The sequence below is a fragment of the Caballeronia ptereochthonis genome, assembly GCF_001545075.1.
Lineage (GTDB): Bacteria > Pseudomonadota > Gammaproteobacteria > Burkholderiales > Burkholderiaceae > Caballeronia > Caballeronia ptereochthonis.
In genome coordinates this window covers 20,221-45,859 of sequence record NZ_FCOB02000043.1, presented here as the reverse complement: position 1 = coordinate 45,859, position 25,639 = coordinate 20,221, and the positions used below count along the sequence as shown (strand labels likewise).

The window sequence follows — 25,639 nt, the reverse complement described above, 5'->3', positions numbered from 1 at the left end:
GTGGAATTCCCTAGCCGAGCAGACCGGGCTCCTCGCACAACGCCAGAAAACGCGTTGCGACGCGCGAGGGCGTCGCCGCATGCGGCAGCAGGATCGAAAACCGCCGCGTGAGCGGCTCCGGCGCGATACGCACGCGCTGCAGCGCGCTGTCCTCGTGCCGGATCGACATCGCCGAGACGAAGCCGATGCCCATGCCCGCGCGCACCGCTTCCTTCACGCCCTCCACGCCCGCGATTTCCAGCGCGACGCGCATCGGCGCGCCGCAATCCGCGAACGCCCGCTCGACGATCTGCCGCACGCCGGAGCCCGGCTCGCGCAGCACGAGCGGATGCGCGCTCAGGTCGTCGAGGTCGACGGCCTCGCGTCCGTCTGCGAGCGGATGTCCTTTCGGCGCGATCGCGACGATTTCATCCTCGCGCCATGACGTGACCGTCGTGCCGAGCGGCAGATCGTGGCCGGTCGGACCTTCCACCAGCGCGATATCGAGCGCGCCCAGCGCCGCGACGATATCCGCCGTGTTGCCGTTGATGGTGGTCACGACGACCTCCGGATAGCGCTTGTGAAACGCCGCGATCAGATACGGCAGCAGATAGCTCGCCGGCGTCGTGCTCGCGCCGACGCGCAGCGTGCCGCGCTCGAGCCCGCGCAGCGCATCGCGCAGCGCGTGCGCCTGGCGGAACGTCTCGCGCAGGCGCTCCGCGTGGCCGAGCAACTGCTCCCCGGCCGCCGTCAAGCGCACGCCGCGCCCGTCCCGCTGATGGAGCGGCTCGCCGAATTCCTCCTGCAGGAGCCGCAACTGGCCCGACACGGCGGGCTGCGACAGATGCAGCGCCACCGCCGCGCGGCTGATGTTGCCATGCTCGGCGACTGTTGCAAAAGTTATCAGTTGTTCCGGGGTCATTTCTATTAAATATCAGATATACCGATACTTCACATTCTAAATCACGATTTTTCATATTCATATATCGAGAATAGGATTGGCCCATCGACCTTTCCTTCTTTCCCAACGAGAACTTCAATGTCCACGGTCCAGTCCGCCTCGTCCCTGGCGCCAGCCGCGTCTTCCACACGCGGGCAGCTCAACGGCATTCTCTTCGTCGCGCTGTTCGCCGCTGCCGTCACGCGCCTCGCAGCCCTGCCCGCCATCGCCGGGCTTGGAATCAGCCCGCTGATCGTCGGCATCGTCGCGGGCGCGGCGTACGGCAATGCGCTGCGCCACGGCATGCCGGAAAGCTGGGCCGCCGGCGTCAACTTCTCCGCGCGCAAGTTGCTGCGCATCGCCGTCGCCTTCTTCGGCCTGCGCGTGAGCCTTCAGGAAATCGCGCAGGTGGGCGTGTCCGGATTCACGGTATCGGTGCTGGTGGTCGTGAGCACGCTCGTGATCGGCACCTGGGCCGGCATGAAGCTGATGAAGCTCGATCGCGACACCGCCCTCCTCACGGCGGCCGGCAGCGCGATCTGCGGCGCGGCCGCGGTGCTCGCGTTCGAATCGACGCTGCAATCGAAGCCCCACAAGAGCGCGATGGCGGTCGGCAGCGTCGTGCTGTTCGGCACGCTCTCGATGTTCCTCTATCCGCTCGCGCTCAACGGCGGCTGGCTGCATCTCGATACGCTCGGCGCGGGCCTGTTCTTCGGCGGCACGATCCACGAAGTGGCGCAAGTCGTCGGCGCGGCGAGCAACGTGAGCCCGGAAGCGACGCACATCGCGACCATCGTGAAGATGACGCGCGTGATGCTGCTGGTTCCCGTGCTGCTCGTGATCGGCTTCTGGATCAGCCGCTCGCGTAGTGCCGGCGCGGAAGGCGCGGCGCAAGGCAAGGGCAAGGTCGCGGTGCCCTGGTTCGCGCTCGGCTTTCTCGCGCTGGTGGTCGTGAACTCGCTGCACGTGCTGCCCGATACGGCGACCACCACGATCAACATGCTCGACACCTTCGCCCTCACGATGGCCATGACCGCGCTCGGCATGGAGACGCGCATCGCGCAGATCCGCCAGGCCGGCCCGCGTGCGCTCGCCACCGGCGCGATCCTGTATGCATGGCTCATCGGCGGCGGCCTGGCAATCACGCTCGGCGTCGAGCGTCTGTTCGGCTGACGATGCATTGAAGTCACGAAGCGCGCGAGTCTCCCCCCTCGCGCGACATCGCTTTTTGAAGGAGCACACATGGAACACGGCGCTCGCACCCAGAACGAGAAGCTCGATGTCAAGACCACCACGTGCTACATGTGCGCATGCCGCTGCGGCATCCGCGTGCATCTGCGCGACGGCGAGGTCCGATACATCGACGGCAATCCGAACCATCCGCTCAACCAAGGCGTGATTTGCGCGAAGGGCGCGTCGGGCATCATGAAGCAGTACTCGCCCGCGCGTCTCACCCAGCCGCTCATGCGCAAAGCCGATGCGCTGCGTGGCGAAGCGCGGTTCGAGCCGGTGTCGTGGGAGGTCGCGCTCGACACGCTGGAGAAGCGCCTCGCCCATCTGCGCGCCACCGATCCGAAGAAGTTCGCCCTGTTCACGGGCCGCGACCAGATGCAGGCGCTGACCGGCCTCTTCGCAAAGAACTTCGGCACGCCCAACTACGCGGCGCATGGCGGCTTCTGCTCGGCGAACATGGCCGCCGGCATGATCTACACGATCGGCGGCTCGTTCTGGGAATTCGGCGGCCCCGATCTCGATCGCGCAAAGCTCTTCTTCATGATCGGCACGGCGGAGGATCATCACTCGAATCCGCTCAAGATCGCGATTTCGAAGTTCAAGCGCGCGGGCGGGCGCTTCATTGCGATCAATCCAATCCGCACGGGTTACGCCGCGATCGCCGACGAATGGGTGCCGATCCGCCCGGGCACCGACGGCGCGCTTTTCATGGCGCTGATCCACGAGCTGATCGCGGCCGATGCCTGGGATCACGAGTTCGTCACGCGCTATACGAACGCGGCCGAACTGCTCGACATGAACGAGGCGAGCGACACGTTCGGCCTCTTCGTTCAGGATGGCGGCGCGGCCGAGGTCAACGGGCTCTTTCCGCAGAATCATCTGTGGTGGGACACGAAGACGAATCGCGCGGTGGCTCATCACGCGGATGATGCCGAGCCCGCGCTCGACGGCCGCTACACGCTCGAGGACGGCACGCCCGTCGCGCCCTCCTTCGCGTTGTTGCGCGAGCAGGTGGCGTCGTGCACGCCCGAATGGGCCGCGGAGATCACCGGCATTCCCGCCGCGACGATCGAACGCCTCGCCGCCGAAATGATCCAGGTGAGCCGCGATCACAAGATCACGCTGCCCATCGAATGGACCGACGCCTGGGGCAGGAAGCACGAAACGGTGACGGGCAACCCCGTCGCCTTCCACGCGATGCGCGGGCTCGCGGCGCATTCGAACGGCTTCCAGTCGATCCGCGCGCTCGCCGTGCTGATGTCGCTGCTCGGCACGATCGACCGCCCGGGCGGCTTCCGGCACAAGTCGCCGTTTCCGCGCGCGGTGCCGCCGTCCGCGAAACCGCCGAATCATCCCGATCAGGTCAAGCCCAACACGCCGCTCGCGAACGGCCCGCTCGGCTGGCCCGCCGCGCCCGAGGATCTGTTCATTCACGATGACGGCACGCCGGTTCGCATCGACAAGGCATTCTCGTGGGAATATCCGCTCGCCGTGCACGGCGTGATGCACAGCGTGATCACCAATGCATGGCGCGGCGACCCGTACCCCATCGACACCTTGATGATCTTCATGGCCAACATGGCGTGGAACTCGTCGATGAACACGATGGAAGTGCGCAAGATGCTCGCCGACAGGCACGAGAACGGCGAGTACAGGATTCCGTTCATCGTCGTGTGCGATGCGTTCCAGTCGGAGATGACCGCGTTCGCCGATCTCATCCTGCCCGACACGACCTATCTCGAGCGGCACGATGCGATGTCGATGCTCGATCGCCCGATCTCCGAGTTCGACGGCCCCGTCGATTCGGTGCGCGTGCCGGTCGTGCCGCGCACCGGCGAATGCCGTCCGTTCCAGGAAGTGCTGGTCGAGCTCGGCAGCCGCCTGAAGCTGCCCGCGTTCACGACGCCCGAAGGCCAGCGCAAGTATCGCGACTATCCGGACTTCATCGTCAATCATCAGACGGCGCCCGGCTCGGGCGTCGGCTTCCTGATCGGCTGGCGCGGCAAGGACGGCAAGGATGCGCTCGTCGGCGAGCCGAATCCGAACCAGTGGGACGAGTACGCGAAGCACGATTGCGTCTTTCACTACACGCTGCCCGAGACGCTGCAGTACATGCGCAACTGCAACGGGCCGTACCTGCAATGGGCCATGGAAAAAGGCTTCCGCAAGTTCGGCACGCCGATCCTGATTCAGCTCTATTCCGACGTCATGCAGAAGTTCCGCCTGGCCGCGCAGGGGCGCACGAACGGCAGACAGCCGCCCGATCATCTGCGCGGGCGCATCGAGAAGTACTTCGATCCGCTGCCGTTCTGGTATGCGCCGCTCGAAAGCGACACGACCGATCTCGAACAGTATCCGCTCGCCGCCGTCACGCAGCGCCCGATGGCGATGTATCACTCGTGGGATTCGCAGAACGCCTGGCTGCGGCAGATTCACGGCGAGAACATGCTGTACATGAACCCGCGCATGGCGCAGGAAAACGGCATCGAGGACGGCGGCTGGATCTACGTCGAATCGCAGTGGGGCAAGGTGCGCTGCATGGCGCGCTATAGCGAGACCGTGGAACCGGGAACGGTGTGGACCTGGAATGCGATCGGCAAGGCAGCGGGCGCGTGGAGCCTCGGCCCCGATGCCAACGAGTCGCAGCGCGGCTTTCTGCTCAATCACCTCATCACGGACGAGCTTCCGGGGTCGGAGCGAGACGGCGCGCGCTACTCCAATTCGGACCCGATCACGGGGCAAGCCGCCTGGTATGACGTGCGCGTGCGCGTCTATCCCGCCGAAGCCGACGCGCGCCACACGCTGCCGCAATTCGCGCCGATGCCTCCGCCGCCCGGCATGACCGGCACGATCCAGCGCGTGGTGCAGACGTACTTCGCCGGACGCGGCGAGTTCGCCGCGCGTCTGCGCAATGCCGTGAAGCGAAACGCAAGCAACTGAAGGAGACCATCATGACTCAAATGGCCCTCGTCATCGATCTGAACGTCTGCGTCGGATGCCACGCGTGCGTGACGAGCTGCAAGGAGTGGAACACGTCCGGCGAGGCAGGCAGTCTCGCGGATCAGCGCCCGTACGACGCCGATCCGTCCGGCACCTTCTTCAACCGCGTGCAGACCTATGAAGCGGGCGAGTTTCCGCTCGCCGATACGATCCACTTCCCGAAATCGTGCCTGCACTGCGAAGACCCGCCGTGCGTGCCCGTCTGTCCGACCGGCGCGAGTTACAAGCGCAAGGAGGACGGGCTCGTGCTCGTCGACTTCGACAAGTGCATCGGCTGCAAGTACTGCGCGTGGGCGTGTCCCTACGGCGCGCGCGAGCTCGACGAAGAGCGCAAGGAGATGACGAAATGCACGCTGTGCGCGGATCGCATCTATAACGAGGCGCTGCCCGAACGCGATCGCAAGCCCGCGTGCGTGCTCGCGTGCCCGACCTCGGCGCGGCTCTTCGGCGATATTCACGATCCGGAGTCGGTCGTCTCCAAAGCGATCCAGGAGCGCGGCGGATATCAGCTGATGCCCGAATGGGAGACGCGGCCCGCGAATCATTATTTACCCCGGCGTCCGGTGAACTCATGCAGCAGTGGCGGCTCGTGCGGCTGCAAGTCCGAGGGCGCGGATGCGCCGGAGGCGCACGGCGAACTGAATCTCGCGGCGATGGCCGCGCGCGTCTGACCTTTCATCGGAGCTCATCATGAAACCCGCGTTTTCCGTCGTGTTTCTCACGACATTGAGCGGCGCCGCGCAAGGCTTGCTGATCGCGCTCGTCGGCGTCGAGGTCTGCGCAAGGCTCGGCTTGATCACCGCGCCTTCGCAGACGTTCTTCATCGTCGGCGCGGCATTGTCTGTCGTGCTGGGCGGCCTCGGGCTGCTCGCTTCGTTCTTTCACCTCGGGCATCCCGAGCGCGCGTGGCGCGCCATCGCGATGTGGCGCACGTCGTGGCTCTCGCGCGAATGTCTGTGCCTGCCCGCGTTTCTCGCGTGCGGCGCGCTCTACGGCATCGCTCATTGGCTCGGCGCGCCGTGGTCGCTTGCGATCGGCGTGATCGGCGTGCTCGCGTCGGCCGCGCTCTTCGTCTGCACCGCGATGATCTACGCGTGCCTGCGCTTCCTCCAGGAATGGGCGACGCCGCTCACGATGGTCAACTTCGTGCTGCTCGGCTGCGCGTCGGGATTCACGCTCGCGACCGCATGCGCGGCGTGGCTCGCGCCGTCGCTCGCGGCCGGACTCGCCGCGTGCGCATGCACGCTCACGCTGGCGGGCTGCGCGACGCGCGTCGCCGCGTTGAAGCGCAATGCGCGCCTGCGCCCGAAGTCGAGCGTGCAGAGCGCGACGGGCATCACGCAGCCGAACGTCGTGCAGAAGTCGCGCGGCTTCACGGCGGGCGCGTTCAATCTGCGCGAGTTCTTTCACGGGCAGACGGCCGACACGATCAAGCGCGTCAAGTGGACGTTTCTCGCCGGCGCGTTCGGCGTGCCGTTCGTGCTGATGCTGGCGGGAATGGCCGCGCAATCGGTCGCGTTGTTCTGCGCCGCGTCGGTCACGCAATATCTGGGGCTGGTCGCCGAGCGCTGGTTCTTCTTCGCCGAAGCGCGGCATCCGCAGAACATCTATTACGCGCGGGCGTCCTGAATCGCGCGGCAACGCGTGCCGCATGGCACGCGTTGCGCCTCAGACCGCGAGCTTGAGCGCCTGATCGAAATCGGCGATCAGATCGTCGAGGTCCTCGATACCGGCCGAAAGCCGCAGCATGCCGTCGGAGATGCCCATCGACTCGCGCACTTCGGGCCCGGCTTCGTAGAAGATCGTCGGCGCGACGGGGATGATCAGCGTGCGCGTGTCGCCGAGGCCGGTCGCCTTGATCGGCAGTTGCAGCGCATTGACGACTTCGATCATGCGATCCGCATTGCGCAACTCGAAGGACAGCAGCCACGACGCGCCCTTGAACAGCGCCTGCGCGGTCTCGTATTGCGGATGGCTCTTCAGCCCCGGATAGAACACCTTCCCGATGGCCTCGTGCTGCTCCAGGAACCGGGCCAGCGCAAGCGCGTTCTCGCTGCACTTCGCCACGCGCAAGGCGAGCGTTTCCGCGCCCATCGCGATCGAATGCGCCTGCTCCGACGAAAGCGACGCGCCCATGTCGCGCAGGCCCTTCTTGCGGATCTGCAGAAGCCCTTGCTCCTTCGGCGCCGAGCGGCGGTACTCGTCGGCGATGTTCGGATACGCGCTCCAGTCGAAGAGGCCCGTGTCCGTCACGGCTCCGCCGAGCGCCGCGCCATGACCGGCAATCGTCTTCGTGAGCGAATTGACGACGAGGCTCGCGCCCACCGCCTTCGGCACGAAGAGCGCGGGCGACGTGATGGTGTTGTCGACGACATACGCGAGGCCGCGCTCGCGACAGAGCTCGCCGATGCCCTTCAGGTCGGGAATCTGCGTGCCCGGATTCGCGATCGTCTCGACGAACACCATGCGCGTGTTCGGCCTGATCGCGTTCGCGACGTTCTCGGCGGATGTGGCGTCGACCATCGTCACCTCGACGCCGAGCGTTTTCAGCGTGCCGAAAAGACTGTTGGTGTTGCCGAACACGTAGCGGCTCGAGACGAGATGATCGCCCGCGCGCAGCAGGGTCAGGAAAACCGCCGACAGCGCGGCCATGCCCGTGCTGAAGCAGATCGACCCGACGCCCTGCTCGAGGCTCGTGATCTTGCGTTCGAGCGCGGCCGTCGTGGGCGTGCCCTGGCGCGCGTAGTTGAAGCCGCCTTTCTTCGTGCCCTGGAACACGCCGATCAGATCCTCCACGCGCTCGAATCCGTACTGGACCGACGTGTGAATCGCCTGGTGCACGCCGCCGTGCTCCACGCCCGTGTTTCTGTCGCCGTGAACGATGCCTGTGGTGAAGCCTTGCTTGTCCATCCCTTCTCCGCTACGAGTCGATTCGTTGATTGCGCTGCCGGCGCATCGCAAGCTCATGATTCTGCCTGATCCGCGGCGATTCATGGCGCAGACGCTGTGCGGGAACGGGTGTTGCTTCCCTGTTCCCTCGTCCGCGCGTTTCGCTGCAGCGCCAAAACGCGCACACTCGCATCTGGCCGCATTCGCGGCATTCTCCGACGAGGAGCCCTTTCTCATGGCTTACGAACTCTATTACTGGGATGGTTTGCAGGGCCGCGGCGAATTCGTCCGGCTCGCGCTGGAAGACGCCGGCGCGGAGTACATCGACGTGGCGCGCGAATCGAAGAAAAGCGGCTACGGCATGGACGCGATGATGAAAATCCTGAACAGCAAGACCGAGCCGCACATTCCCTTCGCACCGCCGTTCCTGAAGGACGGCGAGCTGATCGTGCCGCATGTCGCGAACATCCTGCTGTACCTCGGGCCGAAGCTGCATCTCGCGCCGAAGGACGAGGGCTTGCGCTACGTCGCGCACGGGCTGCAACTGACCATCGCCGACTTCGTCACCGAAGTGCACGACACGCATCATCCGCTCGCGACCGATCTCTATTACGAGGATCAGAAGGACGCGGCGAAGATCCGCGCGCAGAATTTTCTCGACAAGCGCGTGCCGAAGTTCATGAAGTACTTCGAGCGCGTGCTCAAGCAGAATCCCCAGGGCGAGATGCAGATGGTCGGCGACAAAACCACCTACGTCGACCTGTCGATCTTCCAGATCGTCGAAGGCCTGCACTACGCCTTTCCGCGCGCGATGAAGAAGTTCGGGCAGCTGTACCCGCGCGTCGCCGCGCTGCACGACGCGGTGCTGCAACGTCCGAACATCGCCGCTTACGTCGATTCGGAGCGGCGTATTCCGTTCAACGAATCCGGCATTTTCAGGCACTATCCCGAACTCGATCAGGACGCTTGATCCATCGATTCATCCATCAACCCTGATTCAACCAGGAGCCAACATGGTCGAAACGATTCCTTCCTTCGGTCTCGGCACGTTTCGCGTCGATGCCGCCAAGACCACGAACGCCGTGAAGAGCGCGCTCAAGATCGGCTATCGTCATATCGACACCGCGCAGTACTACAACAACGAAGCCGCCGTCGGCCAGGGCGTGCGCGAGTCCGGCGTGCCGCGCGACGACATCTGGGTCACGACGAAGGTCTGGTGGGAGCGGCTCTCGCGCGACGCGCTCATTGCAAGCCTGAAGGACAGCCACGCGAAGCTCGACATCGGCACGATCGATCTCGCGCTCGTGCACTGGCCCTCGCCCAACGGCGCGGTGCCGATCGCCGAAACGCTCGCGGCGATGCAGGAAGCACGGAAACTCGGCTTGATCCGTCATTACGGCGTGTCGAACTTCACGGCGCCGCTGCTCGAAGAAGCGCTGAAGGCGCCCGGCGGCAAGGAGATCGTCACGAATCAGTTCGAAGTGAGTCCGTTCCTCGCGAACCGCGCGCTCGTCGATGCGACGCAGAAGCTCGGCGTCAGGGTGACCGCGTACATGCCGCTCGGCGAAGGCCGCGCCCACAACGACCCGACGCTCAAGGCGATCGCCGCGAAGCACGACGCGACGCCCGCGCAGGTGACGTTCGCGTGGCTGCTGTCGCGCGATATCGTGGTGCTGTCGGCGTCGACGAATCCCGAGCATCAGCAAAGCAACTGGGATGCGCAGAAGCTCGAACTCGACGCCGACGACATCGCAAGGATCGACGCGCTCGACGAAGGCCGGCGCAATGCGAATCCCTCGTTCGCGCCGAAATGGTGAGCTCGGTGGTGAGAAGCGCGCGCCGATGACGAGCGGCTCGATATTCCTGCAAGGCCCGGCCATCATGAGCATGCCGGGTTTTTTTTCGCCTCGCGCAATCGCCCGGAGACGCGCGCCGATGCCCGCAGAGCGGCCGCGCAATGCTATCCTTCCGTCTCCCTTATTCCATTTCCTTCTAAGCTTTCCACGATTTCGCAAAAGTGCTCTCATTCCTGCTCAAGCTCCGTACACGCGCCCAACGGTTTTTCCGTCTGTCGGACTCGCATACGATGCTCGTCTGGGCGGTCATCGTCGGTGTGGCGGGAGCATTCGCGACCGCGGTGTTTCGCGAAGGCATCGAGATATTGCAACGCCTGCTCGGCAATCATTCCGAGGGGCTCGTCGCGCTGGCGAAGAGCCTCCCGTGGCCCGCGCGCGTCGCGCTGCCTGCCGCGGGCGGCCTCATCGCGGGCTTCTGCCTGCTGATCGCCCGCAAGCGCGCCGGCAAGAACTCGACCACGGATTACATGGAAGCCGTCACCATCGGCGACGGCGTCGTACCCGTCTGGCAGAGCGTGTGGCGCAGCCTGTCCTCGCTCATCACCATTTCCAGCGGCGGCTCCATCGGCCGTGAAGGCTCGATGGTCCAGCTCGCCGCGCTCGTGTCCTCGCTCATCGGGCGCTGGGTGCACTTCGATCCGCCGCGCCTGCGACTGCTCGTCGCGTGCGGCGCGGCCGCCGGTATCACGTCGGCGTACAACGCGCCGATCGCGGGCGCGTTCTTCGTCACCGAGCTGGTGCTCGGCTCGATGGCGATGGAAAGCTTCGGGCCGATCGTCGTGTCCTCCGTCGTCGCCAACATCACGATGCGCGAGTTCGCCGGCTACAGGCCGCCTTACGAGATGCCCGTGTTCCCGCCCGTGACGGGCATCGAAGTGCTGCTCTTCGTCGTGCTCGGGTTGCTGTCAGGCGTGCTCGCGCCGCATTTCCTGCGGCTGCTCGCGGCATCGAAGAAACGCTTCTCGACGCTGCCGCTGCCCCTGCCCGCGCGCCTCGCGCTGGGGGGATTCATCGTCGGCGTGATCTCGATCTGGTGGCCCGAGGTCTGGGGCAACGGCTACGAAGTCGTGAACTCGCTGCTGCACGAGCCGTGGACATGGACCGCGCTTCTGACCGTGCTCGTCTTCAAGATCGTCGCGACGGCGGCCACGGCGGGCTCCGGCGCCGTGGGCGGCATCTTCACGCCGACGCTCTTCGTCGGCGCCGTGCTCGGGTGTCTGTTCGGCATCGGCGTCCACTCGATCTGGCCAGACTCGACCTCCGCGCCCTTCGCCTACGCGATGGTCGGCATGGGCGCCTTCCTCGCCGCCGCCACGCACGCGCCGCTCATGGCGATCCTGATGATCTTCGAGATGACGCTCTCGTATCAGGTCATGCTGCCGCTCATGCTCTCGTGCGTGATTGCGTATTTCATCGCGCGCACTTCGGAGCAGACGTCGATGTACGAAGTCACGCTGCGCCGCAATCGCGAGGAGAAGGAACGCCTGCGCCTCGCCGCCACGCAGATGCGCGAGCTCGTCAAGCCCGCCGATACCGTCGTGCCGCTCACGGCGAACATCAAGGACATGACGCGCGTGTTCCTCGAATATCCGGTGAAGTATCTGTACGTCGTCGATGAAGCCGAGCGCTTTCGCGGCGTGGTCGCGCTGAAGGACATCACCTCCGATCTGCTCGACGAGCGCGACACGACGATCAAGACCGCCGCCGACTATCTTCAGCCGCAATTCGACGTGCTCACGCCCGACATGTCGCTCTCCGAGGCGCTGCAGCACTTCCTCGCGTTCCAGGGCGAGCGGCTTCCGGTCATCGAGAAAAAGACGCAGCCGCTGCTGCTCGGCGTCGTGTACAAAACCTCCCTTCTGGACGCATACTTCCGTTTGAACCCGACATCGCGCTGAAACTGCGCGGCCGTGCAATTTCGCGGCGCGCAGCGAAGCATGCGCGTGCATTTCGCGCAGGTCGGATCAACTTCACAATTCACTCGAAGTATGTCCGCGCGACGCCCACTCGTCGCGCCCCGTGTGCGAGCCGGTCAAACGGTCTGCGCGCACGGCGAGCGCGTGAAATGCACATCGGCATAGGCTTTGCTTGAATTTTGCCTGGTGCTTTCTCGCCGCTTACGTGAGGAGGGGTTGCCCGATGAAGACCTCAACGTTGTTGTCGATGGCCCTGGTTTCGGTCTCGTGCTATGCGGCGCCGCTGCACACGAGCTCGACGGACGAATCCACCGCCGCCGCCGCCGCGATGCGCGCCGCGTTGCGCGTGAATGCGCCGCCCGTGGCACCGCCCGCACCGGAAATCGCGGCGCAGGACCTCGATCACGCGCGCTGGCGCCACGTGCCGCTGCCGAAGTCGCGCACGCCGAGCCACGGCATGGCGAGCCAACCGGTCCAGGTGCAGACCTGACACCCTCCTCCCAAGCGAATCCAACTGGATCAATCCCGGAACTCGAATGACGCCCGCAAAACACGCCTTGAACGATGAGCCGATCGACGACGAGATCGCCCAGGTGCTGCGCACCGCGAGATATCCTGCCAACAAGGACGCGCTCGTCGACGCGGCCCGCGAGGCAGGCGTGAGCAACGACGTCATCACGCTCTTCGACGGACTGCCCGAGCAGGATTACACGGACGCGAATTCGGTCGAGCAACTGCTCGGCAGCAACGGGGCGTCCGGGCTTTCGATCTGACGGATCGGATCGAACGAAACGCAGGGTGGATGCACGCGGGCGCTCAATTCCGCGCGCGTCTTTGCGCAGTCCTCCGGCGACCGTCGGGTCACGTCATACGAATCTTTATTCATCAACGACTTAACGCGGATACGGGCGACTTTTCAACACTGCTATCCACAGAAATTGTGGATAAGTCGCCCGTCGGTTCGAAGCGCTTTCCAAGAACATGAATCTGACACGATCCGCATCGCAGAAGGATTTCAGCGCGAAATCAAGAAACTGGATGAGTCGCCAAGGGGTTTTCCACAGCCCTTTCCCCGTGCGCTGGGGATAAGTTATGCAGAGTCGGCCGAGAGCGAGCGCGCGTTGACGCGCCGTGAAGCATTCGTGAATTTATCTTCAGCGTCAGTCATTTAGCAGACTTTTCGGCGGGTTTTCAACAAGGGGCTCCCCAGGAACTGTGGATACGTTGGTGTGCGCCGCCGCTCTACCGCGAGGGGACTTTCGGGAGAACAAAGCCATGGCATTGACCGACCAGCAACGCGAGAATCTGACCGCGGCTCATTTTGCATGTTCCGCGACGGACGAATCAGATAATGCTCTTGAGTCCCGTCCAGGCAAAGTTCGCGGTCTGACGCGCCACAAACTTTGACTATTCAGGAATCCTGCTTGCAATGATTTGACGTACCCTTTCAATTTCAACACAGTTTCGTGAGAGAAACGGGCTTGGCAGCCCGTCTCGATACGGCACGGGCCCCCCGCTTCTTGCGGGGATTTTTTCGACCGCTATGCATCAGTATTCCTACATATATACATCCAGCAAGACTGAAGACAAACAACGCAGTACGGCGTCGTATGACGATTCGGGGCTTGCATCCCCGGTGGCCATCGCGTGGTTTCACGGCATCGCGGCGGATGCCGCCCAGTTGAAACATCAGGCAGGAACCGTTGCGAGACATTTCACCGACAAAGATCTGACGCGCGTCAGGCGCAGACGCAGCACGAGCAGGCGGTCTTCGCGTTGACGAAAGCTCAGAGCGAAGTGTGGAATGCGCTAGGCATGCTCGCCTCGGGCATGAATCCCGATCCGGGCACATCGCTGCAGGTTGTGAGGAATTCATGTCAACACGCTTCAAAAGAATCGCTTGTCTTGCAGGCTTTCTTGCTCTGGCGAATGGCTGCATGGCAGAAGAAAGTCTGCTGAAGAGCGGTGACCAACGCGTACAAACTGATGTCTGAAGCCGATATCAATTTGGTTAAGAATGGCCAGAACGTTTCTGCGGCTGGAGGAGCGCTCTTCCGAGCGCACACGGGAAGTTCGGTGCCCTTTACCGGGACCACCGCATTCTTCGCATTGACGAAAGCTCAGAGCGAAGCGCGCAATGCGCTAGGCATGCTCGCCTCGGACATGGATCTCGATCCGGGCACATCGTTGCAGGTTCCTCCAGTCACCGCCGATGCCGTGACAAGCCGGTCATTCAATGCGAAGCAACGGCGGGTTCAGGCGCTGGCGGAATGGAATGACGCACGGGTCGATCTGGTGTCGAAACTGGGCGTACTTGGACGGGAGGATATGCAATAACAAAGACCATTTAAGACATTCAAACAACTTTATCTTGCGATAAATTCATGTCAACACGCTTCAAAATAATCGCTTGTCTTGCAGGCTTTCTTTTTATCTCTAATCTCTGCTTGGCCGATGAAGCTTTGCCGAAAGACGGCAAGCCCGTCACCAATGCGGGTGATTCAGAAGCAGTCGTTCAAGTTCTCGGGCGGGACTCCATCGTTGAGCAGCTGAACATGGGGCCGAATGCAACCGCATTCTGGAGAGATCTCCAAGCTTTTATGTCGCATCTAGAGATGCTGGAGGACTTTTCCAAGATCGCACACTTATTCGGATTCACAGTCAAGGATCGTTTGGATCTCATCATTCCGACCACCCCTGTACCTGCCTACCGCTCAGATATATCCGACGGGAAATACCAAGTCGCACAAAACATCGAATACAGAGTTCTTTCCGACGGGAGGACTGACAAAGTCCGCATCATCAAATTGACCATGACATTGGATGTGAATCGTATCTGTTTATCTGCGTTGGAAGTGCGCCGCGTGTTTGGCCGAGGGAAAGTCTACGCGATGGTCCCCGGCTGGGTTCCTCCAGAGCCGCAGGCAAGTGTCTTCGCAGGTGCGATCTTCGGTGAGCTGTATGGAGACGCTACGGACAAAGTAAACAGCAACAAACTGAGTATCGTGTATGCCGCCAGTGGCTGCGTCGCCGATATTTTCTTTCAACGAGTTATTCGCTTGCCCTAATAAGGAAAAAAAATGGCTTCCACGATCATCAACCTAAACGACCCTCGTTTGGCTAGTCTTGCCAGCGCGCTCGGCGGAGTCACAAGCGCGTCTTACCAGGATTTCATCAAGATAATTAACGCGTCTCCGCCGTACGCGCAACAACTGGATAGCTTTTTAGGAATCGCTCGACTCATGGTGTCGAAGGAGTCACTGAATCTTCCAGGTGCCGACGGTGTGGACGTCCCAGCGGCAGGCAGAACTGACCCCATATCAAAGGAAATATTGCTGTCGATCCCAAATCTCCCAGCTGAGTCTATGAAATCGCAAGGTTATGTCATTGCGCAGGTCTTGGCTCATGAACTTGGCCACGCCTTTGACCCCGGTCTGGAGGCAGGTAACGGCGTCATCGGCGAAGCACGCGCGGAGATCAACGCGTACAAACTGATGTCAGAAGCCGATATAAACCTGGTTAGGAATGCCCAGAACGTTTCTGCGGCTGGAGGAGAACTCTTCCGAGCAAACAAGGATACCTCGATGCCTTAAACTGGGGCTACCGGATTCATGAACGCGAATGCCGTGATTGAGCAGTATCTAAGGGCGGATAGCAAAGTCGTCGGAAACATTGCGGCCACGTGCGGCCTTGCCACTGCGTGTGAGGCAGCAGTAGCGGTGGTTATGCAGAACGCCGGCTACGGCCGCTACTATCCAAACACTAACGCACCGGTCATTCTGCAGTCGAACAATGGCTATTACCTTCAAACCGACCCGAAGAACAGTTCACTGCTCAACATCGTTCAATCCAGCACCGGCAAGACGGTCCAAACTATAAGTACGAGTGTGTACCCAGACGGATCGTTCAACATGACCCTGAGCGATCTGATAAGTGGAAGCAAATGGTACAGCGCCACGAACTCGAACTACCAGTTCACCCAGACAGACACTTTCTCCGTAACCAACGGAGTCAAGACAGACGACCTGATCAACTATACCGGCGGCAAACTACTGAATGAGGTCGTGACAACGACCGCTGGCAATGGCGCAATAAATCTGACCATCTCCGGGCAGCAGGCGGCGGCTAGTGCGAACGCTGCACGGATTTCGACGGCATCCACTACGAGTGCGGCCATCAGCGGAAACGACAACACAATCAACGCCGGAGGTCAGTCTTATACCGGACTCTATGGTTTCGGGAATGTTGTAAATCTGGTCTCAGATTCAGTTTCGCGGCTGAACCTCTACACCGCGAACGCAAGGACCACCGTGAACGGGGTCGGCAACACAGTAGGCATCTACGCGTCGAATGTCGTCGTCAATAGCTGGCGCAACACCTTCTGGGCAGCGGATGGGTGGCTCCGCAGCGGCGTCTGCGGAAACGACAACATCGTCAACGCCGGGACCCACTCCTATACCGAAATCTATGGTTACGGGAATACGGTGAACCTGATGTCGACCTCGGGCTCACGAGTCAACCTCTTCACCGCGGATGCTCGCACAACAGTCAACGGAGTGGGCAATACGGTTGGCCTCTGTGCGTCGAATATTGTCGTCAATAGCTGGGGCAATACCTTCTGGGCTTCGGGTGATTGGCTCAGCAGCAGCGTTTCCGGAAACGACAATATCGTCAACGCTGGCTCTCACTCATACACCGAAATCTATGGTTACGGAAACACGGTGAACCTGATGTCGAACTCAGGGTCGCGAGTCAACCTCTTCACCGGGGATGCTCGCACCACAATTACTGGAGTCGGCAATACGGTTGGCATCTACGCGCCGAATGTCGTCGCCAATAGCTGGGGCAATACCTTCTGGGCTTCGAATGATGGGTTCAGTAGCGGCGTCTGCGGAAACGACAATATCGTCAACGCCGGGGCTCACTCCTATACCGAGATCTATGGTTACGGAAACATGGTAAACCTGATGTCGAACTCAGGGTCGCGAGTCAACCTCTTCACCGCGAATTCATATACCGAAATCTACGGAGGTGGCAATACCATCGGCATCTGTGCGTCAGGAGAAGGCGTCAGGTCAGATGGAAATACTTTCAACTTCTCAATACCTGGGCTTACGACCGATATTTACGGTAGCTGGAACGTCATCAACGCCGCAGCCTATTCGAAAACAACTCTGTTTGGTTTCAACAATACTTTAAACGCCGCTAACGATTCCGGCGCCAAAATCGATTTCACAAGCAACGCTGGAGGAACGGTCAACGGTTATGGTAATACAGTGGGTATCTGCGGCTCCGGCATTTACGTCAATTCAAGCCGAAACTACTTCAATGCCATGGCGGACACTTCATTCGCGCTCTCTGGTTATGGAAATGTTGTGTACTCCGTTTCCTGGTCGAATTCAATGATCGCGCTCGTCAACGAGTACGCAAACGCAACAGTTTACGGAGAAGGTAATCGGATCTATATCACTGCGTCGCATACCGATGTGACAGCGACCGGTAATACGTTCAATTTCTCGTCGGGCGGTTTTGCCACAGACATCCACGGGAGTCGGAATGTTATCAACCTGGCAGGTAATTCTGGAACCACCATCAGTGGTATAAACAATACCTTCAACGTAGTCGACAATTGCGGTGCTACCGTCAGTTTCGTCAGCAATTCCGAGGGAACAGTAAATGGACGCGGCAATACAATAGGTATATGTGGCACGGGTATTTCGGTCAATGCCAGCGGCAATAACATCAGCACGATAAGCGGTGCAGCATTCGACCTTTCAGGTGGCAATGATGCTGTCAATTTGGGGACGGGAAGCTCCCTTGCGCTGAGAGGCGGCTCAGACTACGTAGTCAATGCACAAGGGTCGACAATCAACACTTGGGACAATACGAGCTTTGCGCTGTCCGGCTCAGGAAACTGGCTTGGTGTCGGCGGCAATTGTGGCATTTCGGTAGCAGGAAACGGCAACACGATCAATATGGGGACCGGCTCTAGCCTAGTGAACGACGGTGTGAACAACACGATCAATGCCTCAGGATGTCGAATCATGTTGAGTAGTGTGAATCGGGATCAGATAATCTACATTAACGGCGACGATAACTACATAGACGCTTCCGCCGTTTCAGACTTCGTTCACACCACCATCGTCGTGACGGGGTCCAGAAACAATGTTTTGGCTGAGGCGGTAACAATAAATTTCCATGGAAGTGGTAACGGGGTTTATGGCGGTTACAACAACGTTCATGGCTCATACATCCAAAGAACGACACTGCCCTCTGGCTACTATCCTTCCGTACCCGTTCTCCCGAGCTATACGGGACCGAGCTCGGGTTTTGACCCAAACGGGGTGTACGTCTATCCCATACCTACGCCACAGATCAACGTAAGGCCACTCTACGCTGTTCGTGAGACCGGAGAGTCAGGCTCTTCGACGTATGCTACTGATCCGCAGACGCAGAATCTGATTGCCGCTATGGCAGCCTATGGAGCAGACAGCTCAGCGTCTTCCGTGTTCGTCTCGCCTGCACAGAATGATCCGCAGATCTTGCTCGCGGCCAGCGGGAATTGATCGGCCAATCACAGCAAAAAGCCCCGCAAGTGGCGGGGCAAGAAACATCGCTGCAGTCGCTCGCCCTCCAGACATCCGGCCCGAGGCGAAACGCCTCATGCCGCATGCGGCCCGTTTGGCAACTCAGCTTCCGCGATACTGCGCCGCGCTCGCCGGAGCCGCCGGCGCGGGCTGCTTTGCGCCCTTGTCAGCACCCTTGTCCGCCGGCCCTGCCGCCGCCGCGCCCGACGACATATAAGCCGGCGCCGCCTTCGCATTCTGCTTCTGTCCCGCCGGCGGCGCGGTCGGGGCGCGGCTCATGTCGGCGAGCATCTGCTGGCAAGGCAGCGGCTTGTTGTTGCTCGGCGCGATGAGCGGAATCAGCGCCGCGAACGGATTGACGAGACCCAGGCCGACCATCGCGCCGCCGCGCACCGCCAGCGCACCCACGCTCACGCCCACCTTCGGGTCCTTGAACGTGCCCTTCACATACAGCGGCGAGCGCAGCGAGAACACGCGTAAGCCCTTCGTATGCGGATGGATGCCCAGGTCCATGTCCTCGGTCTTCATGTTGATCGTGCCGTCGACGTTGATGACGGCATCGTCGGTATCGAGCGCGAAGATGCGCGAATCGAGCACGCCATCGGTCACGACGAAATCCGCCGCCGCGCAATTGATGTTCACGTCGCGCTTGCCGAAGAGCTTCTCGTACACGACGTTCGCCACGTTCAGCCCCGCCGCCTCCATGTAGAGGCGGCTCACCGTGCCCTGCGTGATCAGCGCCTTCACTTCCCCGTTCGAGGTCGCCGCGAGCGCCGCGGGCGAGTTGCCGGTCGCGGACAGCGCGGCATCGCCGTTGACCTCGCCGAGCGCCGATTGCATCGTCTTCACGGTCGGGAAGAGCTGCTTCAGTTTCAGATGCCGCGCCTGTGCCGACACGCGGCCCTTGAGCGGCGCGGCGCTGCCATCGAGATGGATGTTCGATGCGAGCGAACCGCCCGCCACGCCGAACTTGAGCGGCTCGAGCGAGAGCACGCCGTCGTTCATCACGACGTGCGTGTACAGGTTCGTGATCGGCAGATCCGGATCCTTGATGATGCGCTCGCCCGTGAACTTCACATTGGCATCGATGGACTTCCAGCGGTCGGTCTTGAACTCCTCGGTCGGCAACGCCTTCGCCGACGGCTGCTTGTCCTTCTCGCCGCGTTTCGCCTTGCTCGCGTTCGAGTCGGCGCCGATGATCGGCGCGAGATCCTTGAACTGCAGGAGATGCGACACGAGCTCGCCCTGCAGCAAGGGCCGCGGCTTCTTGCCCGCATAGACGAGCGAGCCGTTGATGTCGCTGCCGCCCACGCGCCCGGTGAAGTTCTCGTAGTGGAAGACGTTGCCGTCTTCCCTGAACTGGCCGGTGAGGCGGCCTTCGGTCGCGAACGGCGGCGTCTCGGGCAGCGTCACGCCGGTGAACGGATAGAGATGCGCCATGCTCACCGCCTGAATCCACAGGCGCAGATCGAGCGCCGCCAGATGCGCGGGATCGGTCACCGTGCCGACGAACGCGATATGCGTGTCGCCCAGACGCACGTCGGCCTGCACGGGGAACGGGCGCTTCGCGTCCTGCACGGCGAGCACGCCGCCGAGCTTGCCGTCGCCGGCCACCTTGCCCTCGTTGTACGTGCCCTTCACGGTCCAGCCGAACGCGTACGGAGGCACGGGCGGCTTCGGCCCCTCCTTGGTCGTGATGCTGGTATTAGCCGACGTGCTCGCCGGGTTCGCTTCGGACGCGTTCGCCGCCGCGGCCGCGGAGGCAGCCGATGCCGCCGACGCCTCCGAGGCCGCCGCCGCATCGGCCTGCTTGTTGAGCTTCGCCGCGCCGCTCCTGCCGACCATCTCCGCCGACGATTTCGCGGACGCCGCCTCCTGCTGCTTCATCACCTCGCCGATCGGCACGGGCTGACCGAGCGTATCGACGACGACCTGCATCTCGGCCTTGGTGACTTCATCGTGCACGTCGACCGTGCCTTTCGCGAGCGAGATGTCGCCGAGCTTCAGATTCCATGTGGACGGCTCGCTCGACTGCTTGAATTTGAACGTCCAGTTGTTGCGATTGTCCTTGAGCCGCTCGACGTCGATCGAGGGGTTCACGAGATTGATCGTCGGAATCACGATGTCGTGCGCGAGCAGCGGCAGCACGGCCACCTGGAAATCGATCTCGTCGAGCGTCGCGAAGAATTTCTGGCGCGTCCAGTCCGGGTTCGCGATGGTGATCTTTTCAGCGGAGAAGCGCGGCCACGGCACCCAGCGTTTCCAGCCCGTTTCATTGGGCGGGCGATGCCAGCCGACTTTCAGATCGCCGGTGATTTCGAAGCGCCGCCCGATCGCTTCCGACACCTTGTCGTCCACCCACGGACGCAGCCGGTTCCAGTCGAAGGTCAGGAAGATAACCACGAGTATTGCGATCAGAACCGCCAGAACGGCAAAAAACCATGCGACGATCCTTCCGATTTTTCCGGTCGTTCGAGCCTGCGCCATGACGGCTCCATCCGCTTTTCCTGATTATCCATGGCGCAGCACATAGTGTGCCCACGCATGAGCCGTCGTCGCGTCCGTTATCTTTCCGCTGAAGGTCGAATCTCCGTAAGATATCCGCTCGAAGAATACAACCCCACAAGAACGATGCCCGACGCGACATCGCCCGCTTCCGCGCCTTCGATCGAGCTCGTTGCCGCGCACGGCGTCATGCGCCGCGACGCCGTGCGCGGCGCGGTGCTTTTGCATCCGACCGATTTCACACTTCACGCGGGCGAACGCGCGGCGATTACCGGGCCGTCCGGCTCGGGCAAGAGCGTCTTTCTGCGCACGCTCGCCCTGCTCGATGCCTGCGACGGCGGTCACGTCTCGTGGCGCGGTGAGCGCATCGCCCGCGCGCGCGTTCCGGCATACCGGCGGCGCGTCGCGTATATCGCGCAGCGTCCCGCGATGCTCGACGGCACCGTGGAAGACAACCTGCGCTATCCGTTCACCCTGAGGAGCTATCGCGATGCGCATTTCGATCGCGATACCGCCGCGCGGCTCGCGCAGGCCGCCGGACGCGGCGCCGATTTTCTCGACAAGCTCGCAAGCGATCTGTCCGGCGGCGAGGCGCAGATCGCCGCGCTCGTGCGCGTGCTGCAACTCGCGCCCGAGGTGCTGCTGCTCGACGAACCCACCGCATCGCTCGATCCGGCTTCGGCCCGCGCGATCGAGGCGCTGGTGTCCGCCTGGTTCGGCGCCGATGCGCTACGCGCGTGCATCTGGGTATCGCACAATCCCGAGCAGGCGCGACGCGTCGCCGACCGCCATCTGACGATGAACGCGGGCGTGCTCGAAGGAGGCGCGCGATGAACGGCTACCAGAATCTCAGTCTCTTCGATATCGGCATGGCGGCGGCGCTGATCGTCGTGAACGGCGCGCTGTCGGTCGCGCTGCGTCTCGGGCTCGAGCGCAGGCTGCTCGTCGCCGCGATCCGCACCGTCGTGCAACTGCTCCTGATCGGCTACGTGCTCGGTTGGGTGTTCGCGTTCGACCACTGGTACGTCGTGCTGCCGTTGATGGCGCTGATGACCGTCATCGCGGGTCTCGCCGCCTCCGATCGCGGCCGGCGCACCTACGCCGGACAGCGCGCCGACAGCATCCTGTCGATCTGGGGCAGTTCGTGGCTGATCGGCGCGTTCGGACTGTTCGCCGTGATCCGCATCCATCCGTGGTACCAGCCGCAATATGCGATTCCGATTCTCGGCATGATCCTCGGCAACACGCTCACGGGCGTGTCGCTCGGCATCGAGCGCATGACGGAAGAGCTCACTGCCGGACGCGCGATGGTGGAGATGTCGCTCGCGCTTGGAGCCACGCGCTGGGAAGCGGCGCAAGGGCCCGCGCGCCAGGCCGTGCGCGCGGGCATGATTCCGACTCTGAACCAGATGGCGGTGGTCGGCCTCGTCAGCCTGCCGGGCATGATGACCGGCCAGGTGCTCGCCGGGCAGTCGCCGTTGCAGGCGGTGCGCTATCAGATCGTCATCATGTTTCTGATCGCGGCGGCGTCGGGCCTGGGCGTGGTCGGCGCCGTGGTGATGACCTACCGGCGGCTGTTTTCGCCCGACCACCGCTTCATGGCGTCGAAGCTCGTCGAGCGAAAAGCCGGAAAGCGCGCCGCGTAGCGCACACGCCTCATGCGCCGTTGTAGGCCCGATCCAGCTCGGCGATATCCAGCTTGATCATCCCCATCATCGCCTTCATGGTGCGGTTCGCCTTTACCGGATCCGGGTCCTGCAGCATCGTGGGCAGGCGCCGCGGCGCGATCTGCCACGTCACGCCGAAGCGGTCCGTGAGCCAGCCGCACGCCATCGACTGGCCGCCGTCCATCAGCTTGTCCCAGTAGTGATCGATCTCGTCCTGGGTATCGCATTTGACGAACATCGAAATGGCCGGCGTGAACTTGAATTCCGAGCCGCCGTTCAGCGCCATGAATTCCTCGCCTTCCAGCTCGAAGAGAAGGGCGAGCACGCTGCCTGCCGGTCCAGGGCTGGCATCGGTGTGGCGCATGATCTCCCGGATGCGCGCATTCCTGAAAGTGTCGACATAAAAGTTCGTGGCCTCTTCGGCGTTGCCGTCGAACCATAGACAGGGCGATATCTTCTGCATATGCGAGTCTCCGTTTTCATGTGCGTTCATTCGACCGCGCGGTTTACGCGCATCCCTTCGTCATGGCTTCCTTCATCTCTTCCGGGCTGACGTCGCGCACGTGCGTCGCGATGGACCATTGATGACCGAACGGATCTTCCAGACGGCCATAGCGGTCGCCCCAGAACATGTCGGCGACGGGCATCGTCACTTTCGCGCCGGCATCGATGGCCTGCTTCGCGGTGGCGTCGACATCCTCGACGTACAGGTGGATGGTGACGGGCGAGCCCTTGATCGCCTTCGGGCCCAGCATGCCGAAGTCGGGGTTTTCGTCGACGAGCATCAGCATGGAATCGCCGATCTTCACCATCGCATGCATGAGCTTGCCGTCCGGCCCGGGCATGCGGCCCAGTTCGACGGCGTTGAACGCGCGCTTGTAGAACTCGATCGCATCGGCGGCGCCCGCGCAGCAGAGATGCGGCGTCAGCGAATGCATACCGGCGGGAATGCGATCAACGGCGGAATTGGACATATCGGCTCCGTGTAGTGAACGAGGCGCGCCAGGGTCTGGCGCCGCTCTCACACCCTACAACGATCGAGAAGGCCGTCAATCGACATGAATACGCACGCGATAGACAAAATTTTTCGAATTCGCGCATGCGGGGGAGCCATCCGATAGCTTATTTCGAAGACTGCTCCGCCAGTGATTGAATCAGGGCTTCCAGCCGCGAAAAATTGACCGGCTTGGTCAGATGGTCCAGAAAACCCGCTTCACGGCAACGGCGAATGTCTTCGTCCATGCCGTAGCCCGTGATCGCGACCGAGGGCTTGTCGGGTTGCAGGCTCTGCCAGGCCCGTGCGATATCGAGACCGCTGCCGTCCGGCAGGCCGATATCGCTGACGAGCAGATCGAACGGCCCGCTCTTCGCGCGCTCGAGCGCATCCGCCACGGTAATGGCGACCGTCACCTCGTGGCCGAGCATCTCGAGCACTTCGGCCATCGCGGACGAAGTCTGCTCGTTGTCTTCCACGAGCAGCACTTTCAGCGCGCGTCCGTGCTCCAGACGCGCTGCCTCGACACGCGGCTCGTCCTCGTGCTTGGGCTGGACCTTCGCGAGCGGCAGCGTGAGCGTAAAGCGCGCGCCCGTGTCGCGGCCCTCGCTGTAGGCCGAAAGCGTGCCGCCGTGCTTTTGCGCGAGCGTGCTCGCGATCGCAAGCCCCAGGCCGAGGCCGCCGAACGAGCGCGTGATCGAGTCGTCGGCCTGCTCGAACGCCGAGAAGATGCGCGGCAGCGCCTCCGCACTGATGCCGATGCCGCTGTCCGTCACCGAGACCGAGATCGTCATGGCGTCCGGATTCCAGGTTCGCACTTCGATGCGCCCGCCCGCCGGCGTGAACTTCACGGCGTTCTTCATCAGGTTCCAGACGATCTGCTGCAAGCGCGCGGCATCGCCGGGCACGACGAACTGCCTCGCATCGAAATACGTTTCCAGCGTGAGGCCCTTCGCGCGCAGATCGGCCTCGGACATGTCGAGCGCGCTCGTCAGCAGCGTGTCGAGGGCGACGCTCGCGAAATTGAGCGACAGCTTGCCGCGCGCGATGCTCGTGAGGTCGAGCAGATCGTCGATGAGACGCGCTTCCAGCTCGACATTGCGGCGGATCAGGTCGAGCGTCGGATGCGCCTCGCGCGGCAGCGAATGCTTGATCTCGAGCAGGCGCACCGCCGCGAGAATCGGCGTGAGCGGGGTGCGCAGTTCGTGCGACAGCACCGCCAGAAAATGGTCCTTCGCGCGGTTCGCCGATTCCGCCTGATCCTTGGCGAGACGCAGCGCGTCGGCGGCCATGTGGGCGTCGGTTGCGTCGCGCACGATCTTCGAGAAGCCGATCAGCTCGTCGTGCTCGCTGCGAATCGCCGTGGTCACGCCCGAGGCGAAGAACGAATAGCCGTCCTTGCGCCAGAGCCAGCGATCGTCGCTCGCGCTGCCTTCGCGCCGCGCCGTTTCCAGCTCGGCCTCGAACACGCCCGCCTCGCGGTCCTCCTGGTTGTAGAAGATGCTCGCCGACTGGCCGAGCACGTCCTGCGCGGGAAAGCCCAGAATGCGTTCGGAGGCCGCGTTCCACGTGCGGATGCGTCCTTCGGGGTCGAGCGTGATGACGGCGTAGTCCTTGAGCGCGTCGATCAGCAGGCGAAAGTGCGTCTCCGTCTCGCGCAGCGCCCGCTCGACCGCGATGCGTTGCGCGCGCTCGGCGCTCTCGCGCATGGCGCGGCGCACGACCGCGGGCAGGCGTTGCAGGCGCTGCTTCAGGACGTAGTCGGTCGCGCCGCGCTTCAGCATGTCGACGGCGTGCTCTTCGCCGAGCAAGCCCGACACGAAGATGAACGGCGTGTCCGGGGAGCGCTCGCTCGCGATGGTGAGCGCCTCGATGCCCGAGAAAGTCGGCATCACGAAGTCGGCGAGGATCACGTCGAAGCGCTTTTTCTCGAGCTCGGCGGTGAAGCACGCCGAGTCGAAGACGATCGACGCATCGACCGCGTAGTCCGCGCGCTCCAGCTGCGCAATCGTCAGCTCCGCATCGAGCGCGTTGTCTTCGACGAGAAGCAAATGCAGGGGCTGCATGATCTAT

At 62.5% G+C, this 25,639-nt stretch carries 21 protein-coding genes; 15 read left to right on the top strand and 6 right to left on the bottom strand.

Annotated features, from left to right (window positions below; translation table 11 throughout):
- Window positions 1-10 precede the first annotated feature (10 nt).
- Window positions 11-901 carry a LysR family transcriptional regulator gene (locus AWB83_RS31560; protein ID WP_087049553.1) on the bottom strand — a complete coding sequence of 297 codons (891 nt, stop codon included), beginning with the start codon at window positions 899-901 and terminating at the stop codon, window positions 11-13.
- 117 nt (window positions 902-1,018) lie between these two features.
- On the opposite strand from AWB83_RS31560, the gene AWB83_RS31555 reads away from it, so the two are divergent.
- The 4 genes from AWB83_RS31555 to AWB83_RS31540 all read left to right on the top strand — a co-directional run bounded on the left by AWB83_RS31555 (window position 1,019) and on the right by AWB83_RS31540 (window position 6,781).
- Window positions 1,019-2,092 (top strand): YeiH family protein, encoded by a 1,074-nt coding sequence (locus AWB83_RS31555; RefSeq protein ID WP_087049552.1) that lies wholly within the window; start codon window positions 1,019-1,021, stop codon window positions 2,090-2,092.
- 69 nt (window positions 2,093-2,161) lie between these two features.
- A complete protein-coding gene (locus tag AWB83_RS31550) occupies window positions 2,162-5,092 on the top strand; it encodes a molybdopterin oxidoreductase family protein (protein WP_087049551.1) in 2,931 nt (976 codons plus the stop codon).
- A gap of 11 nt (window positions 5,093-5,103) precedes the next feature.
- The gene (locus AWB83_RS31545; RefSeq protein WP_087049550.1) at window positions 5,104-5,823 is read left to right on the top strand and encodes a 4Fe-4S dicluster domain-containing protein; all 720 of its coding nucleotides are present in this window, start codon (window positions 5,104-5,106) and stop codon (window positions 5,821-5,823) included.
- Window positions 5,824-5,842: 19 nt separating this feature from the next.
- A complete protein-coding gene (locus AWB83_RS31540; RefSeq protein ID WP_087049549.1) occupies window positions 5,843-6,781 on the top strand; it encodes a dimethyl sulfoxide reductase anchor subunit family protein in 939 nt (312 codons plus the stop codon).
- Between the two features lie 39 nt (window positions 6,782-6,820).
- On the opposite strand, the gene AWB83_RS31535 is transcribed toward AWB83_RS31540, so the two are convergent.
- Window positions 6,821-8,062, bottom strand: coding sequence for a cystathionine gamma-synthase family protein (locus tag AWB83_RS31535; RefSeq protein ID WP_087049548.1), 1,242 nt, complete (start codon window positions 8,060-8,062; stop codon window positions 6,821-6,823).
- 214 nt (window positions 8,063-8,276) lie between these two features.
- Between AWB83_RS31535 and AWB83_RS31530 the strand changes: the two genes are divergently transcribed.
- From AWB83_RS31530 to AWB83_RS31490, 9 genes are all read left to right on the top strand, one after another.
- The gene (locus AWB83_RS31530) at window positions 8,277-9,011 is read left to right on the top strand and encodes a glutathione S-transferase (protein WP_087049567.1); all 735 of its coding nucleotides are present in this window, start codon (window positions 8,277-8,279) and stop codon (window positions 9,009-9,011) included.
- A gap of 43 nt (window positions 9,012-9,054) precedes the next feature.
- A complete protein-coding gene (locus AWB83_RS31525; protein ID WP_087049547.1) occupies window positions 9,055-9,858 on the top strand; it encodes an aldo/keto reductase in 804 nt (267 codons plus the stop codon).
- 200 nt (window positions 9,859-10,058) lie between these two features.
- The gene (locus AWB83_RS31520) at window positions 10,059-11,795 is read left to right on the top strand and encodes a ClcB-like voltage-gated chloride channel protein (protein WP_087049546.1); all 1,737 of its coding nucleotides are present in this window, start codon (window positions 10,059-10,061) and stop codon (window positions 11,793-11,795) included.
- A gap of 241 nt (window positions 11,796-12,036) precedes the next feature.
- Window positions 12,037-12,303, top strand: a complete 267-nt coding sequence (locus tag AWB83_RS31515) for a hypothetical protein (RefSeq protein WP_087049545.1) — start codon at window positions 12,037-12,039, stop codon at window positions 12,301-12,303.
- Window positions 12,304-12,349: 46 nt separating this feature from the next.
- On the top strand, window positions 12,350-12,586 hold the full coding sequence (locus AWB83_RS31510) for a DUF2795 domain-containing protein (RefSeq protein WP_087049544.1): 237 nt from the start codon (window positions 12,350-12,352) through the stop codon (window positions 12,584-12,586).
- Between the two features lie 1,213 nt (window positions 12,587-13,799).
- The gene (locus tag AWB83_RS31505) at window positions 13,800-14,150 is read left to right on the top strand and encodes a hypothetical protein (RefSeq protein ID WP_087049543.1); all 351 of its coding nucleotides are present in this window, start codon (window positions 13,800-13,802) and stop codon (window positions 14,148-14,150) included.
- Window positions 14,151-14,197: 47 nt separating this feature from the next.
- The gene (locus tag AWB83_RS31500; protein ID WP_087049542.1) at window positions 14,198-14,881 is read left to right on the top strand and encodes a hypothetical protein; all 684 of its coding nucleotides are present in this window, start codon (window positions 14,198-14,200) and stop codon (window positions 14,879-14,881) included.
- A 12-nt stretch (window positions 14,882-14,893) separates the two neighbouring features.
- On the top strand, window positions 14,894-15,406 hold the full coding sequence (locus tag AWB83_RS31495; protein WP_087049541.1) for a zinc metalloprotease: 513 nt from the start codon (window positions 14,894-14,896) through the stop codon (window positions 15,404-15,406).
- Window positions 15,407-15,424: 18 nt separating this feature from the next.
- The gene (locus tag AWB83_RS31490; RefSeq protein ID WP_087049540.1) at window positions 15,425-18,379 is read left to right on the top strand and encodes a beta strand repeat-containing protein; all 2,955 of its coding nucleotides are present in this window, start codon (window positions 15,425-15,427) and stop codon (window positions 18,377-18,379) included.
- A gap of 123 nt (window positions 18,380-18,502) precedes the next feature.
- Here the strand turns inward: AWB83_RS31490 and AWB83_RS31485 are convergent, their stop codons facing one another.
- Window positions 18,503-20,887, bottom strand: a complete 2,385-nt coding sequence (locus AWB83_RS31485; protein ID WP_087049539.1) for an AsmA family protein — start codon at window positions 20,885-20,887, stop codon at window positions 18,503-18,505.
- Window positions 20,888-21,031: 144 nt separating this feature from the next.
- Between AWB83_RS31485 and AWB83_RS31480 the strand changes: the two genes are divergently transcribed.
- Window positions 21,032-21,739, top strand: a complete 708-nt coding sequence (locus AWB83_RS31480) for an ABC transporter ATP-binding protein (RefSeq protein ID WP_087049538.1) — start codon at window positions 21,032-21,034, stop codon at window positions 21,737-21,739.
- Entirely contained in the window at window positions 21,736-22,551 is an 816-nt protein-coding gene (locus AWB83_RS31475) for an ABC transporter permease (RefSeq protein ID WP_087049537.1), read from the top strand. The genes AWB83_RS31480 and AWB83_RS31475 overlap by 4 nt, the downstream gene beginning before the upstream one ends.
- Before the next feature lie 10 nt (window positions 22,552-22,561).
- On the opposite strand, the gene AWB83_RS31470 is transcribed toward AWB83_RS31475, so the two are convergent.
- The 3 genes from AWB83_RS31470 to AWB83_RS31460 all read right to left on the bottom strand — a co-directional run bounded on the left by AWB83_RS31470 (window position 22,562) and on the right by AWB83_RS31460 (window position 25,632).
- Window positions 22,562-23,035: a VOC family protein gene (locus tag AWB83_RS31470; protein WP_087049536.1), complete on the bottom strand. Its 474-nt coding sequence runs from the start codon at window positions 23,033-23,035 to the stop codon at window positions 22,562-22,564.
- A 43-nt stretch (window positions 23,036-23,078) separates the two neighbouring features.
- Window positions 23,079-23,546 (bottom strand): VOC family protein, encoded by a 468-nt coding sequence (locus AWB83_RS31465; protein WP_087049535.1) that lies wholly within the window; start codon window positions 23,544-23,546, stop codon window positions 23,079-23,081.
- 148 nt (window positions 23,547-23,694) lie between these two features.
- Window positions 23,695-25,632: a hybrid sensor histidine kinase/response regulator gene (locus AWB83_RS31460; RefSeq protein ID WP_087049534.1), complete on the bottom strand. Its 1,938-nt coding sequence runs from the start codon at window positions 25,630-25,632 to the stop codon at window positions 23,695-23,697.
- Window positions 25,633-25,639: the final 7 nt, after the last annotated feature.

Bases quoted from the DNA above. Each gene is read 5' to 3' on its own strand.
- AWB83_RS31540 (WP_087049549.1), top strand. From the start codon at position 5,843: ATGAAACCCGCGTTTTCCGTCGTGTTTCTCACGACATTGAGCGGCGCC.
- AWB83_RS31480 (WP_087049538.1), top strand. From the start codon at position 21,032: ATGCCCGACGCGACATCGCCCGCTTCCGCGCCTTCGATCGAGCTCGTT.
- AWB83_RS31550 (WP_087049551.1), top strand. From the start codon at position 2,162: ATGGAACACGGCGCTCGCACCCAGAACGAGAAGCTCGATGTCAAGACC.
- AWB83_RS31545 (WP_087049550.1), top strand. From the start codon at position 5,104: ATGACTCAAATGGCCCTCGTCATCGATCTGAACGTCTGCGTCGGATGC.
- AWB83_RS31560 (WP_087049553.1), bottom strand. From the start codon at position 901: ATGACCCCGGAACAACTGATAACTTTTGCAACAGTCGCCGAGCATGGC.
- AWB83_RS31475 (WP_087049537.1), top strand. From the start codon at position 21,736: ATGAACGGCTACCAGAATCTCAGTCTCTTCGATATCGGCATGGCGGCG.
- AWB83_RS31535 (WP_087049548.1), bottom strand. From the start codon at position 8,062: ATGGACAAGCAAGGCTTCACCACAGGCATCGTTCACGGCGACAGAAAC.
- AWB83_RS31460 (WP_087049534.1), bottom strand. From the start codon at position 25,632: ATGCAGCCCCTGCATTTGCTTCTCGTCGAAGACAACGCGCTCGATGCG.
- AWB83_RS31515 (WP_087049545.1), top strand. From the start codon at position 12,037: ATGAAGACCTCAACGTTGTTGTCGATGGCCCTGGTTTCGGTCTCGTGC.
- AWB83_RS31495 (WP_087049541.1), top strand. From the start codon at position 14,894: ATGGCTTCCACGATCATCAACCTAAACGACCCTCGTTTGGCTAGTCTT.
- AWB83_RS31485 (WP_087049539.1), bottom strand. From the start codon at position 20,887: ATGGCGCAGGCTCGAACGACCGGAAAAATCGGAAGGATCGTCGCATGG.
- AWB83_RS31500 (WP_087049542.1), top strand. From the start codon at position 14,198: ATGTCAACACGCTTCAAAATAATCGCTTGTCTTGCAGGCTTTCTTTTT.
- AWB83_RS31555 (WP_087049552.1), top strand. From the start codon at position 1,019: ATGTCCACGGTCCAGTCCGCCTCGTCCCTGGCGCCAGCCGCGTCTTCC.
- AWB83_RS31505 (WP_087049543.1), top strand. From the start codon at position 13,800: ATGTCTGAAGCCGATATCAATTTGGTTAAGAATGGCCAGAACGTTTCT.
- AWB83_RS31525 (WP_087049547.1), top strand. From the start codon at position 9,055: ATGGTCGAAACGATTCCTTCCTTCGGTCTCGGCACGTTTCGCGTCGAT.
- AWB83_RS31490 (WP_087049540.1), top strand. From the start codon at position 15,425: ATGAACGCGAATGCCGTGATTGAGCAGTATCTAAGGGCGGATAGCAAA.
- AWB83_RS31510 (WP_087049544.1), top strand. From the start codon at position 12,350: ATGACGCCCGCAAAACACGCCTTGAACGATGAGCCGATCGACGACGAG.
- AWB83_RS31470 (WP_087049536.1), bottom strand. From the start codon at position 23,035: ATGCAGAAGATATCGCCCTGTCTATGGTTCGACGGCAACGCCGAAGAG.
- AWB83_RS31465 (WP_087049535.1), bottom strand. From the start codon at position 23,546: ATGTCCAATTCCGCCGTTGATCGCATTCCCGCCGGTATGCATTCGCTG.
- AWB83_RS31530 (WP_087049567.1), top strand. From the start codon at position 8,277: ATGGCTTACGAACTCTATTACTGGGATGGTTTGCAGGGCCGCGGCGAA.